The 12331-nt window shown below is 62.9% G+C and carries 17 protein-coding genes; 9 read left to right on the top strand and 8 right to left on the bottom strand.

The features are described from left to right. The first annotated feature begins 6 nt into the window (after positions 1 to 6). The 3 genes from ACXJKE_RS16180 to ACXJKE_RS16170 are packed head-to-tail and all read left to right on the top strand — an operon-like array spanning position 7 to position 3085. Positions 7 to 1026: an alpha/beta hydrolase family protein gene (locus ACXJKE_RS16180; RefSeq protein WP_457281598.1), complete on the top strand. Its 1020-nt coding sequence runs from the start codon at positions 7 to 9 to the stop codon at positions 1024 to 1026. Positions 1027 to 1034: 8 nt separating this feature from the next. Beyond that, positions 1035 to 1721 carry a response regulator transcription factor gene (locus tag ACXJKE_RS16175; protein WP_457281597.1) on the top strand — a complete coding sequence of 229 codons (687 nt, stop codon included), beginning with the start codon at positions 1035 to 1037 and terminating at the stop codon, positions 1719 to 1721. Beyond that, complete coding sequence (locus tag ACXJKE_RS16170) at positions 1718 to 3085, top strand: ATP-binding protein (protein ID WP_457281596.1); 1368 nt, start codon at positions 1718 to 1720, stop codon at positions 3083 to 3085. The genes ACXJKE_RS16175 and ACXJKE_RS16170 overlap by 4 nt, the downstream gene beginning before the upstream one ends. Positions 3086 to 3097: 12 nt before the next feature. Here ACXJKE_RS16170 and ACXJKE_RS16165 read toward each other — a convergent pair whose 3' ends face one another. Next, a complete protein-coding gene (locus ACXJKE_RS16165) occupies positions 3098 to 3940 on the bottom strand; it encodes a DMT family transporter (protein WP_457281595.1) in 843 nt (280 codons plus the stop codon). A 225-nt stretch (positions 3941 to 4165) separates the two neighbouring features. On the opposite strand from ACXJKE_RS16165, the gene ACXJKE_RS16160 reads away from it, so the two are divergent. Continuing rightward, complete coding sequence (locus ACXJKE_RS16160) at positions 4166 to 4381, top strand: hypothetical protein (RefSeq protein ID WP_457281594.1); 216 nt, start codon at positions 4166 to 4168, stop codon at positions 4379 to 4381. 13 nt (positions 4382 to 4394) lie between these two features. On the opposite strand, the gene ACXJKE_RS16155 is transcribed toward ACXJKE_RS16160, so the two are convergent. From ACXJKE_RS16155 to ACXJKE_RS16125, 7 genes are all read right to left on the bottom strand, one after another. Continuing rightward, the gene (locus ACXJKE_RS16155; protein WP_457281593.1) at positions 4395 to 5096 is read right to left on the bottom strand and encodes a helix-turn-helix domain-containing protein; all 702 of its coding nucleotides are present in this window, start codon (positions 5094 to 5096) and stop codon (positions 4395 to 4397) included. 10 nt (positions 5097 to 5106) lie between these two features. After that, entirely contained in the window at positions 5107 to 6144 is a 1038-nt protein-coding gene (gene lipA, locus ACXJKE_RS16150) for a lipoyl synthase (protein WP_457281592.1), read from the bottom strand. 49 nt (positions 6145 to 6193) lie between these two features. Further along, complete coding sequence (lipB, locus tag ACXJKE_RS16145) at positions 6194 to 6904, bottom strand: lipoyl(octanoyl) transferase LipB (RefSeq protein WP_457281591.1); 711 nt, start codon at positions 6902 to 6904, stop codon at positions 6194 to 6196. A 28-nt stretch (positions 6905 to 6932) separates the two neighbouring features. Beyond that, complete coding sequence (locus tag ACXJKE_RS16140) at positions 6933 to 7250, bottom strand: HP0495 family protein (RefSeq protein ID WP_457281590.1); 318 nt, start codon at positions 7248 to 7250, stop codon at positions 6933 to 6935. Positions 7251 to 7264: 14 nt separating this feature from the next. Further along, on the bottom strand, positions 7265 to 8170 hold the full coding sequence (locus ACXJKE_RS16135) for a D-amino acid aminotransferase (protein WP_457281589.1): 906 nt from the start codon (positions 8168 to 8170) through the stop codon (positions 7265 to 7267). Between the two features lie 68 nt (positions 8171 to 8238). After that, a complete protein-coding gene (locus ACXJKE_RS16130) occupies positions 8239 to 8784 on the bottom strand; it encodes a DUF2062 domain-containing protein (protein WP_457281588.1) in 546 nt (181 codons plus the stop codon). Positions 8785 to 8821: 37 nt separating this feature from the next. Further along, on the bottom strand, positions 8822 to 9268 hold the full coding sequence (locus ACXJKE_RS16125; protein ID WP_457281587.1) for a DUF4149 domain-containing protein: 447 nt from the start codon (positions 9266 to 9268) through the stop codon (positions 8822 to 8824). Between the two features lie 263 nt (positions 9269 to 9531). On the opposite strand from ACXJKE_RS16125, the gene ACXJKE_RS16120 reads away from it, so the two are divergent. From ACXJKE_RS16120 to ACXJKE_RS16100, 5 genes are all read left to right on the top strand, one after another. After that, positions 9532 to 10050: an ATP synthase subunit I gene (locus ACXJKE_RS16120; protein WP_457281663.1), complete on the top strand. Its 519-nt coding sequence runs from the start codon at positions 9532 to 9534 to the stop codon at positions 10048 to 10050. Between the two features lie 31 nt (positions 10051 to 10081). Beyond that, entirely contained in the window at positions 10082 to 10933 is an 852-nt protein-coding gene (gene atpB, locus ACXJKE_RS16115; RefSeq protein ID WP_457281586.1) for a F0F1 ATP synthase subunit A, read from the top strand. Positions 10934 to 11020: 87 nt separating this feature from the next. Further along, entirely contained in the window at positions 11021 to 11269 is a 249-nt protein-coding gene (atpE, locus tag ACXJKE_RS16110; RefSeq protein WP_293400282.1) for a F0F1 ATP synthase subunit C, read from the top strand. A gap of 38 nt (positions 11270 to 11307) precedes the next feature. Further along, positions 11308 to 11778 carry a F0F1 ATP synthase subunit B gene (locus ACXJKE_RS16105; protein ID WP_457281585.1) on the top strand — a complete coding sequence of 157 codons (471 nt, stop codon included), beginning with the start codon at positions 11308 to 11310 and terminating at the stop codon, positions 11776 to 11778. Positions 11779 to 11791: 13 nt separating this feature from the next. Then, complete coding sequence (locus tag ACXJKE_RS16100; RefSeq protein WP_457281584.1) at positions 11792 to 12322, top strand: F0F1 ATP synthase subunit delta; 531 nt, start codon at positions 11792 to 11794, stop codon at positions 12320 to 12322. The last annotated feature ends 9 nt before the right edge of the window (positions 12323 to 12331 follow it).

Raw genomic sequence — 12331 nt, 5'->3', positions numbered from 1 at the left:
AGCCCGATGTTGAAATCGCTAACTTGCAGCGTGTTCGTTGCTTTGGCGTCGATCGCCGGCGTGGTGGACGCCACTGAACCTTCCGGCGGAGCCGGCTTTCGTCTGATTCAGCTTCCCGATCCTGTCACGCAGCAACCGATGCAGGCGGCGGTGTTCTATCCGGCAGCGCCCACGTCTGAAACAACCAGGATGGGGGCTGTCGTTGTGTCTGCCGTGAAGGATGCGGCGCCGATAGGTGCGCGCCATCCTATGGTGCTGCTCTCGCATGGCAATGGTGCCGGCCGGTTCAGTCACCACGATACAGCGACATTCCTCGCGCGTCATGGCTACGTGGTGGCCGCAATCGAGCATCCGGGCGACAATTTTCGCGACAGCAGCGGGGTCGGCACCGATCGGGTGCTGATTGGAAGGGCGCTGCAACTGTCCGCACTGCTGGATTTCCTGTTGCAGGCTCCGGCCTCTGCGGGCCTGATCGATTCCCGGCGGGTGGGCGTCGCGGGTTTTTCGGCAGGCGGCTATTCGGCCCTCTTGCTGATGGGCGCCAAACCGAAGTTCGAGCTGCTCAGTGCCTATTGCAAAGCCTTGCCGGCAAGTGTTCTATGTGCCGGTGGCGGAAAGGTTTCCCTGTCGTCGCCCCCGTTGATCGCGAAGACTGACGACCGCATCCGCGCCGCGTTCGTCATGAGCCCGCCGGGAGCCTTCTTTGACCGCGAAAGCCTGTCGCAGGTCTCGAGGCCGGTGCATTTGTACGCGGCCGGCGCCGATTCCGTGCTCCCGGCCAGGGAGAACGCGATCAAAGTGAAGGAACTGCTCCCCTCATTGGCCCGATACACCGAGATCCCCGCTGCCGACCACTTCGTGTTTCTCGCGCCGTGCACGTCGGAGATGCGCGGCGTCGCACCCGCTCTGTGTACGGATCCACAAGGCGTCAATCGGGCTGCTGTGCATGACAATGTGAACCGCGATGCCTTGATGTTTTTTCAGGAGCAACTCCAGGTCGATGCGAGTTTTCTGAAGCGAATGTAGCCAATCCTATGCCCCATATCCTGCTGATCGACGACGACGAGCACCTGGCTGCGCCGCTGGCCGCCTACTTTGCCCGTTTTGACTTCGTGCTGGAAAGCGCGCTGCGCCCCGGCGAAGGCCTGGCCATGCTGCGCGCCGGCGCGTATGACGCAGCTATCCTGGACGTCATGCTGCCCGAGATGGACGGCTTTGCGTTGTGCCGCGAGATCCGCAAGGAAAGCGACATCCCCATCGTGATGCTGACGGCCCGCGGCGACGTGATGGACCGCGTGGTCGGGCTGGAGCTGGGCGCCGACGACTACCTGCCCAAGCCTTTTGAGCCGCGCGAGCTGGTGGCGCGCCTGCAGACCATTTTGCGGCGCCAGCGCAGCGCACCGGCTGCGGCCACCCAGCGCCATGTGTTCCAGGGGCTGGTGATCGACGTTGAAACGCGCGAGGTGCTGCGCCTGGGCGAAAAGGTCGAGCTGACGGGCACCGAGTTTGAATTGCTGGCCCTGCTGGCGGCCGAGCCCGGCAAGGTGTTCAACCGCGACGACATCCTCAACCGCCTGCGCGGCCATGAGGCCGAGCTGTACACGCGCGCCGTCGACATCGTGGTGAGCCGGCTGCGCAAAAAACTGGAGCCGCTGGACTGCATCAAGACCTTGCGCAACGCGGGCTATGCCCTTGCCGCCGGCAAAGTGGGTGTGCCATGAGGCGCTGGAAAACGCGCCGGGACTGCCGGGCCCGCGAGCGCTCACGCCCCGAGCGCTGGCGCCACCGCTGGAAGCATTCGCTGCGGCTGCGGCTGATTACCGTGTTCCTGCTGCTGGCGCTGGCCATGGGCGCGGTGTTCATGAGCGGCATGCAGCGGGCGTTTTCAACGGGTTGGCGCGACGCAGCCAAGCCGCTGATCAGCGACTACATGGACCGGCTGGTGGCCGACCTGGGTTCGCCACCCGATGTGGGCCGCGCCCAGGCGCTGGCTGCGCGGCTGCCGATTTCCATCCGCATCGAAGGGCCGCAGGTCAACTGGCAATCCCATCCCGACAGGCCCGATCGCAAGGTGTTTGACGCCCGCGCCAAAGACTGGCTGAGCCGGACCACGGCCGACGGCCACCGCGTGATTTTTGGCCCGGGCACCGCGCCCTGGCAGACGGCGCCACATGGGGTGTTTGGCTGGATCACGCTTGCGCTGCTGTTGGGCTTGCTCGTGGGCGCCTATGCCTATGTGCGGCGCCTGCTGCGCCCGCTGGACGACATCCGCGCAGGCGCCGAGCGCTTTGGCCGCGGCGAGTTCGCAACGCCAATTCCCCTGCGCCGCCGCGACGAACTCGGCGACCTGGCCGGGCGCATCAACACCATGGCGCACGATATTGAAGGCATGCTGAACGCCAAACGTGCCTTGCTGCTGGCGCTGAGCCATGAGCTCCGTTCCCCGCTGACACGCGCCAGGCTCAACGCCGAACTGCTACCCACCACGCCGGAAGGCACCGGAGCCGGCGAACGCGAGCGCGAGGCGCTGCTGCGCGACCTGGGCGAAATGCGCGACCTGATCAGCGACCTGCTCGAAAGCGAGCGCCTGGCCAGCCCGCACGCCGCGCTGCAGCGCGAACCGGTGGACCTGGCGGCGCTGGTGCGTGAGACGGCCGCCGAGGTGCCGGGGGCATCAGAGATGGTGCTGGACCTGGCGACAGGCCTGGCACCGCTGGCGCTGGACCGCATGCGCGTGCGCCTGCTGGTGCGCAACCTGATGGACAACGCACTGCGTTACAGCAGCGGCGCCGGGAGGCCGCCGCAGGTGTCGCTGCAGCCGGCGGGCGGCGGCGTGATGCTGGAAGTGCGCGACTTCGGCCCGGGCGTGGACGCCGCGCAACTGGCACATTTGACCGAGCCCTTTTACCGGACCGACGGCGCACGCCAGCGCGCAACGGGCGGTGTGGGACTGGGCATGTACTTGTGCCGGCTGGTGGCCGAAGCACATGGCGCCGAGCTGCAGGTGCGCAATGCGGAGCCGGGCCTGGCCGTGTGCGTGCTGTGGTCTGCTATTGAATCAGGAGCTGCTCGCGCCCGTTCTTAAAGGGCTGCGGGCCTATTTGGCTCTTGTTACCAGCAGCGCAGCGCCGATGATCATCACCGCCGCCAGGGCGATGCTCCAGCTCAGCGCGCGGCCGCTCACCCCCATCAGCAGCGCAGTCGAGCCCAGCGGCGTGAGGTAGCTGAGGATGCCGATCTGCTGCGCGTCGCCCAGCTTCAGGGCCTTGTCCCAGAGAAAGAACGCCGCGCCCAGCGGCCCTGCGCCCAGCACCGCCAGCAATAGCCAGTCTTGCACCGACAGCGTGGCGGCAGGCTCCAGCGCCCAATGGCACAGCAGCGAGAGCACGCCTGAGACCAGGCCGAAGAGGCCGATGGCTGCGGTAGGAAAGGCCGGCACCCGTTTTGTCAGCAGCGAGTAGCTGGCCCAGATAAAGGCCGAGGCGAGCGCCGGGAGATAGCCCCATGACCAGCCGCCGGAGGAAGATCCGTCGGCCCCTGTGCCCAGAATGGCGATGGCCGCGCCAGAAAAGCCCAGCAGGCCTGCGACCACATGCACGGTGCGTAACTGCACCCCAGGCAGAAACAGCGGCGCCAGCACCACCATGAAGAGTGGCCAGAGATAGTTCACCAGGTTGGCCTCTACCGCCGGCGCATACCGCAGCGCGATGAAAAGCAGGAAGTGATAGCCGAAGAGGCCATACACGCCGAGCGCCAGCGTGGCGGTGGGAATCTTCCATTGCGTGCGGTCACGCAGCACAAAAGGCAGGGCCAGCAGGCTGCCGGTCAGCAGCGCAACGCCGGTGAGCAGAAAGGGCGGAACGTGTTTGAGCGAGACCCCGAGCGAGGCAAGCAGGGTCCAGAGGGCGATGGCGCCCAGTGCGTACAGATTGGCTGGCATGGCGGCAAGCATAGGGGGCCGCACCGGGCGCGTCGTCGCAGGGCAACGCTTTGTTGTCGTGCAACGACGGTTTCAGGGATTCAGGCGTATGTCCTACGCGCAGACCAACATCCGGTAACGAGCTTCACGTGCGAGGGGCGCCGCAGACACCTTGCCCGTACGGACTTCAGTTGCAATGGCATGGCAGATTTCTCCGAAATCGCATGAAACCCAAGGAGACTCACCATGAAAAAGCTTTCCATCCTCTTGCTGGCGCTGGCCGGCATGGCCGCCCTGTCGGGTTGCGTGGCTTACCCGGTAGCCTATGACAACGGACCGCAATACCGTGTCGTGCCCGCCCCCGCGCCAGGTTATGGCCCTGGCTATGGCCGGGGTGACCGCGATGGCGACGGTGTGCGCAACCGCTACGACCGCCGGCCGAACGACCCGAGCCGCTATTGAAAATCCGTAAAGGTCAGGCGCTGCCCGGCCCGGCGCGCCGCATCGCGGCCGTCAGGGCTGAGGGCGACTGGTAGCCGCAGTGCAGCGCGGTGTCGGCCACGCTCATGCCGCGGCCGCGCAGCTGCACGGCCAGTGCCAGGCGTTGCTGGCGCAGCCACTGCATCACGCTGAGGCCGGTCTCGCGCCGGCAGCGCGCGGCAAACTGCGTCGGGCTTAAAAACACCTGCGCGGCCAGCTCCGCGACGCTCAATGGTTCGTGCAGGCGCTGCTGTGTCCAGGTGGCCAGCTGTTCCCAGTGGATGGGCCGCGCATAGCGCAAGGGCGTTGATGCGGGTGTTGTGGGTTGCCAGGCTTCCAGCAACAGCGCCGGGCCATGGTGTTGGGCAAGGCCACCGGGTTGCTGCAGTGCTTCGGCCAGGTAATGGGCCAGCGCCAACGCTTGCCCGGTTTTGGCGGGGTCCGCTGCGCAGCGGGCCCAATCAGGTTGTGCGGTGTCCAGCACCAGGCAGCGGCTGCCGTCACGTGATTCGAAGTCATGCCGGTCGCCGGGTGTGATCACGCAGCCCTGGCCGGCCGCGATGCGCCGCCCGCGGCCGCGCACCTCCAGTTCCAGCACACCGCTCAGACCCAGCAGTACCTGGAAGTGGTCATGCGCATGGCTGCCGTGCGACGCGCCGTAGTGGCGCAGCGACAGGGAGCCTTGCGGCAGGGTCATGTTGCGGGAATTAAAGAGCAGCGATGGCCGCGTCTGCCTTGTCGGCCACGCCTGCGGCGTGGGCCTGCTGGTCGGCATGGTAGCTGCTGCGCACCATGGCGCCCACGGCGGCGTGGGTAAAGCCCATTTTGTAGGCTTCTTCTTCAAACATCTTGAAGGTGTCGGGGTGCACATAGCGGCGCACCGGCAGATGGCTGGTGGAGGGCGCCAGGTACTGGCCGATGGTCAGCATGTCGATGTTGTGCGCGCGCATGTCGCGCATGACCTGCAGAATTTCTTCGTCGGTCTCGCCCAGGCCCACCATGATGCCGCTCTTGGTCGGCACATCGGGGTGCAAGGCCTTGAACTTCTTGAGCAGGTTCAGGCTGAAGTTGTAGTCGCTGCCGGGGCGCGCTTCTTTATAAAGGCGCGGCGCGGTTTCGAGGTTGTGGTTCATCACGTCGGGCGGTGCGGCCTTCAGGATCTCGAGCGCGCGGTCGTCGCGGCCGCGGAAGTCGGGCACCAAAATTTCAATGGTGGTGGCGGGCGAGAGCTCGCGGATCTTCTGGATGCATTCCACAAAGTGGCCGCTACCGCCGTCGCGCAGGTCGTCGCGGTCCACGCTGGTGATCACCACGTATTTGAGCTTGAGCGCCGCGATGGTTTTCGCCAGATTCAGCGGCTCGCTCACGTCCAGTGGATCCGGTCGGCCGTGGCCGACGTCGCAAAACGGGCAGCGGCGCGTGCACTTGTCGCCCATGATCATGAAAGTGGCCGTGCCCTTGCCGAAGCATTCGCCGATGTTGGGGCAACTGGCTTCTTCGCACACCGTGTTGAGCTTGTTCTCGCGCAGGATCTGCTTGATCTCGTAAAAGCGCGTGGTCGGGCTGCCGGCCTTGACGCGGATCCAGTCGGGCTTCTTGAGCATTTCGCCCTGCACCACCTTGACGGGGATGCGCGACAGCTTGGCCGCGGCCTTTTGCTTGGCCAGCGGGTTGTAGCCTTCCACGGTCTGGACGTCGCGGACCACGGGGTTGGCCGTGGCTTGGAGGGGGTCAGGTGTGCTCATGAATTGGTGTTTCGTGTTGGCGGCAGGTGGTTTTGCACTTCAGGGAGCTTCAAGGCGCCAGGTAGGTGACGAGCTTGCGGCCCAGCACATCCGCGGCTTCCTGCCAGCTTGCCGATACCCCGATTGTAGAAAGGTCTGTGGTTTTGAGCCCCACATACCCGCAGGGGTTGATCCGGGAGAAGGGTTCCAGGTCCATCGCCACATTGAGCGCGACCCCGTGGTAGGTGCAATTCCGGCTGACTTTGATGCCCAGGGCGGCGATCTTCCCAAGGCCGCGAAAAGGGTCCATCGGGTTCACCGGGCCGGTCAGGGCCGCGTGGGAAGCCGGGTCGTCCAGCCGCACATAAATGCCGGGCGAACCCGTTACGCGGTGCCCGGTCACGCCGAAATGCGCCAGGGTCTTGATGACGGATTCCTCAATGCGGTAAACGTATTCCTTGACGTAGTAGCCGGCACGCTTCAGGTCGATGAGCGGGTAGGCCACCACCTGGCCGGGGCCGTGGTAAGTCACCTGGCCGCCGCGGTTGGTTTGCACTACCGGGATGCTGCCGGGGTTCAGCACATGGTCGCTTTTACCCGCCAGCCCCTGGGTGTAGACCGGAGGGTGCTCACAAATCCATAGCTGGTCGCGCTCGTCCTGATTGGGCTGCAGCCCGTTTTCGCTTGAAACCCCGTCGCTGCGCGCCGCCGTGAAGGCCTGCATGGCTTCGTAGGTGGACAGGTAATCAACCCGACCTAGTGTGCGTGTTTCGGCCTGCATGTGCGGCGGCTTTCCCGTTGGGTCGTGACTACAACACGACCTTGACCATCGGATGCGTCGACAGCGTGCGGTAAAGCTCGTCGAGCTGCTCGCGGCTGGTGGCGGTGACAGTGATGGTGACGCCCAGGTATTTGCCGCCCTTGCTTTCGCGCAGCTCGATGGTGGAGGCGTCGAAGGCCGGGTCGAACTGGTGCGCGATGGACGTGATGGCCGCCACCATGCCGTCGACCTTTTCACCCATCACCTTGATCGGGAACTGCGAGGGATATTCGATCAGCGATTCCTGGCGCGAGGGCTCCGTTCCGGGAACTCCGATGATTTTGGGGATGCTGGGGGAAGTCGTCATGGCAATGGGTCCTTTCAGGCCACTTTGGCACGCTGGTATTGAGCGTACAGCTTTGCATAAATGGGGCCAGGTTTGCCTTTTTCCACTCCGTGGCCGACCGCCTGGCCGTCCAGCAGGGTGATGGGCAGAACCTCCTTGGTGGCCGACGAAAGCAGCAGCTCGTCCGCTGCCAGCACTTCGGCGCGGGTGATGCGGCGCAGCTCAAAAGGAATGCCCGCCGCGCGGCACATCTCTTCGATCAGGCCAAAGCGGATGCCTTCAAGGACCAGGTTGTCCCTGGGCGGCCCCGAGACTTTGCCGTCCTTGACGATCCAGACGTTGCTGGAAGCGGCTTCGCTCAGGTAGTCGCCGCGGAACATCACGGTTTCGACCGCGCCGGCGTCGACGCTGATCTGGCGCGAAAACACCGCGCCCAGCAGGCTGGTGCTTTTGATGTGGGCCTTTTCCCAGCGGAAGTCGTCGGCGGTGACGCAGGCCACACCTTTTTCGCGTGCCTGGTCGCTGGGCAGCTTCATCGGGTTGCACATCACAAAGACGGTGGGTGTCAGGCCCGGCAGCATGGGATGGTCGCGCATGGCCACGCCGCGGGTGATCTGGATGTACACCAGTTGATTGCCTTTTTCGGCTGGGGCGCCCGTGGATTGTGCGCAAGCAGCTATCAATTTAAGAGCAATATCCAGCCACCCGGTACGGGTCAGCGGGTTGGTGATGCGCAGCTCGGTGAGGCTGCGTTCCAGCCGCGCCATGTGCTGCTCAAAACGAAACGGCTTGCCTGCATACGCCGGCACCACTTCATAAATACCGTCGCCGAAGATGAAGCCACGGTCCATCACGCTGATCTTGGCGTCTTTGAGCGGGGTGAATTCGCCGTTGAGGTAGCAGGGGGTGTCGGGAAGGGCGTTGGCGGGAAGCGTGGTCATGGGTCTGTTTGAAAAGGAAATGAAAGTGCGTCGGAATGGCTGCTGGTGGACGGCCTGTACCGGATTGTCTAACGTCTGGCCGTTTGCCGGCGGCGGCGTTTGAACCAGATGCGAACGCGCCAGCCCAGCTTGACCAGCAGATAGCCGGTAATCGAGCCCAGCACGGCAAAGATGCCCATGCCCAGGATGGCAGGCCCGCCGAAGGAGGCTGCCCACGCCACGATGCCTGCGCCTTCCGAGATGCGGATGGGCGGCGGCGCGTCCAGCAGCAGATCGCCCACCTGATAGGCCAGCCAGAGCCAGAAGCCCACGGTGAAAGGGTTGGTAATGAAGGTGATGCCGGCGGCCACCGGAATATTGGCGCGCCACCAGACGCTGTGGGCGGCGGCCGCCACGGTTTGTGCAAATGGCAGGGCAAAGGCCCAGAATATGCCGATGGCCACACCGCGCGCCACGGCCTCGTGCTGCAGCCGCCACAGCTGGGGATCCAGCAGGCGGTGGGCCACCGGTTTGAGCCACCGGTTTTGCGCCAGGACTTCACGTGTCGGCACGGATGCTTTCAGCCGGTCCGTCCAGTGCCGGTGTTGCGGCGCCTTCCTTTTAGGGGCGCTCATGGCAGGCGGTTTTCAAGATGGCCGGTTTGCTCCGGCATCAGGCAACAAAGATAACGGCGGCGATCGCCAGCGCGCCCAGCACCAGGTTGACCATGGCCAGGGTGGCGATTTGCCCGACACGGCGTCCGCCTTCAGGCCAGTCGGATGCGCTGACAGCGAGCTTCAGGCGCCGGAAAGGGCCGAAATACAGATGCCCGAACAGCGCGAACATCAAGAGGCCGACGCAGAACATCAGGTGCCAGCCCAGGGGGGCGGTTTTCATGCCCGCGGCCAGCAGCATGGCCAGGCCTGTCACCAGCAGGACGCCGATGGTGCCCCAGACCAGAGCGAAAAATCGCTGCATGACCTTTGCGATGAGCGGCAGGCGTTGGGGTGGCGCCAGCTGTTCGGCGACGGCAGGCCGCAAGGCGAACAGCATGAAGACCACCCCGCCCAGCCAGGCAATGGCGGCGGCAATGTGCAGGAATTTCATCAGGGCGGGCATGGCTTCTTTCGGTGGGTGGAAGGTGATGGATGCGGGGCTTGGGCCATCGTGGAGCATCACGTGCAACTACGTAGGAGGGTCGGCGCGCCGCAGTCGCCGGACAATTGTGAACCACCCGCTGCGAGCCGCACCCAAATGATGCGAATCGCCCCTAATTCATATTCAGGCCGGGGGTTTTGTCGGATACGCAGGGGTTTCTACGTATAATCAAGGGCTTTGCTGATAACGGCCCTGTAACTTTTCCGTAATTTGTGACGACCAAAATGGCAAATTCGGCAAAGTCAGCGACAAACCCGGGAAATCCGGGTGCGACAGGGCGTAGTGTCACGGAAGAGATGGAGACTGGCGATGAGGGTTTCAAGCCCTTGACGCGTGAAGAGGCCCAAAAGCTTCGTGAAGCGGACCCCTCGGTTTCCCCTTGGGTGGTATTGGCAGGGCAAAGTGTGGTGGGTCTTGTGGTGGCGCTGGCCGCCTGGGGATTGACCGGAAGGCAAAGTGCAGGCTGGTCCGCCCTTTATGGTGCGCTGGCGGTGGTCATCCCGGGTGCGTTGTTTGCGCGCGGCCTGACCAGCAAGATGTCTTCAATGAATCCGGGCGCTGCGGTGGCTGGATTTTTTTTGTGGGAAATGGTCAAGATTGGCCTGACGGTAGCGATGTTGTTCGCTGCTCCCCGAATGGTTTCGGATTTGAGCTGGCCGGCAATGCTGGTTGGCCTTGTAGTGACAATGAAGGTGGTCTGGCTGGTGCTTTGGTTCCAGTCCCGGCCGAAAAAGTTGGCGTAATCCATTTTCAAGAGTTGAAAAGAGTTCGTAAATGGCTGAATCTTCCGGAAACGCTTTGACCGCTGGTGAGTACATTGGTCACCACCTGGTCCATCTGCAAAACCACAAACAGACTGGCATCGTCGACTTTTCCGTTGTCAATTTCGACACGATTTTCTGGGCCATCACCCTGGGTGTGATCGGTATGTTCGTGATGTGGCGTGTGGCCAAAAGCGTGCACGCCGGCGTTCCCGGCCGCCTGCAGGCGGCTGTTGAAATCCTGCTCGAAATGGTGGACAGCCAAGCCAAGGGCATCGTTAAAAACGCCGAATCGCGCAAGGCCGTCGGCCCACTGGCGCTCACCGTATTCATCTGGATTTTCCTGATGAACTCCATGGACTTCCTGCCTGTCGACCTGTTCCACACAATTTTTGCTGTGACCGGCCTCGATCACAGCATTCACAACTTCCGCGTGGTTCCCACGGCCGACCTCTCGGCCACGCTGGGCATGTCCTGCGGCGTGCTGCTGGTTTGCCTGTACTACAACGTCAAGATCAAGGGTTTTGGCGGCTGGGTGCATGAGCTGTTCTCGGCCCCGTTCGGCGACAAATGGTTTTTGTATCCCGTCAACTTCCTGATGCAGATGATCGAATTTGCCGCCAAGACCGTATCTCACGGCCTCCGGCTTTTCGGCAACATGTACGCGGGCGAACTGCTGTTCATGCTGATCGCGCTGATGGGTGCAGTGGGCTTCGGCTCTGCGACCGGTGTATTCCTCTTCATCGGCCATGTGCTCGCGGGCACGGGCTGGGCAATCTTCCACATCCTGATCGTTGCGCTGCAGGCGTTTATTTTCATGATGTTGACGCTGGTCTATGTGGGGCAGGCCCACGACCATCACTGATTCTCACGAATCAGTTTCCCCTGGTTTTCTGGTTTCCGCTTTCTTTTTTTTATTTTTGTTAGTTAGTTAAATCCATAGGAGCATTAAATGGAACACGTACTCGGTTTTGTCGCTTTGGCCGCTGGCCTGATCATTGGCCTGGGCGCTGTCGGCGCATGTATCGGCATCGGCATCATGGGTAGCAAATACCTCGAAGCCGCTGCACGCCAGCCAGAGCTGATGAACGAACTGCAGACCAAGATGTTCCTGCTGGCCGGTCTGATCGATGCCGCTTTCCTGATCGGCGTGGGTATTGCCATGCTGTTCGCATTTGCCAACCCGTTTGTGTTGAAGTAAATCGCACGCCTTTCTAGACAACCTACAGAGGTGCCGCTGTGAGTATTAACTCCACATTCTTTGCGCAGCTCGTCGTGTTTGCGATTCTGGTGCTGTTCACGATGAAATTCGTGTGGCCACCGATTGCAGCTGCGCTCGACGAACGCGCCCGGAAGATCGCCGACGGCCTTGCCGCTGCCGATAAAGCCAAGTCTGAACTTTCCGTTGCCAACAAGCGCGTGGAAGAAGAACTGGCCAAATCGCGCAACGAATCGGCAGTGCGCCTGGCGGAAGCCGAGCGCCGCGCCCAGGCCCTGATTGAAGAGGCTAAGGCCCGCGCAACCGAAGAAGGCAGCAAGATCATTGCCGCCGCCAAGGTTGAGGCCGAGCAGCAAACCGTCAAGGCCCGCGAGACCCTGCGTGAGCAGGTCGCCGCACTGGCCGTCAAGGGTGCAGAGCAGATTCTGCGCAAGGAAGTCAATGCCGGTGTGCATGCTGACTTGCTGGGTCGCCTGAAGACCGAACTTTAAGCGAGCGTAAAACATGGCCGAACTAGCCACCATTGCCCGTCCCTACGCTGAAGCGTTGTTCAAGGCCTCTGGTTCCGACCTGGGCGGTACTGCCGTCTGGCTCGATGAGCTTGCAGCCATTGCCGCCAACGTGCAGTTGCAGCAATTTGCGGGCAACCCCAGCGTGACGGTGAACCAGACGTTTGACGTAGTTTCCGGGGTGGCCAAAACGAAGCTGCCGGAAGCCGCCAAGAACTTCTTGCGGACCGTGATCGAGAACGGCCGCATCAGCGTCCTGCCGGAAATCGCCGCACAGTTTCGCGCACTGAAAAATGCGCAAAGTGGTTCTTCGGACGCCACCGTTTACAGCGCATTTCCGCTGGAAGGCGCTGCGCTGTCCGATTTGGCAACAACGCTGGAAAAGCGGTTTGGCCGCAAGCTCAACCTGTCGGTTGAGCTTGAGCCGGCGCTGATCGGTGGCGTACGTGTCGTGGTGGGTGACGAGGTGTTGGACACCTCGGTCAAAGCCCGTTTAGAGCAAATGAAAGTGGCGCTGATTTCCTGAGCTTGCGCT

The organism is Polaromonas sp. P5_D5 (genome assembly GCF_054049435.1).
Note: the sequence above shows the minus strand (reverse complement) of the source record. Positions and strands in the feature narration are given on the sequence as shown.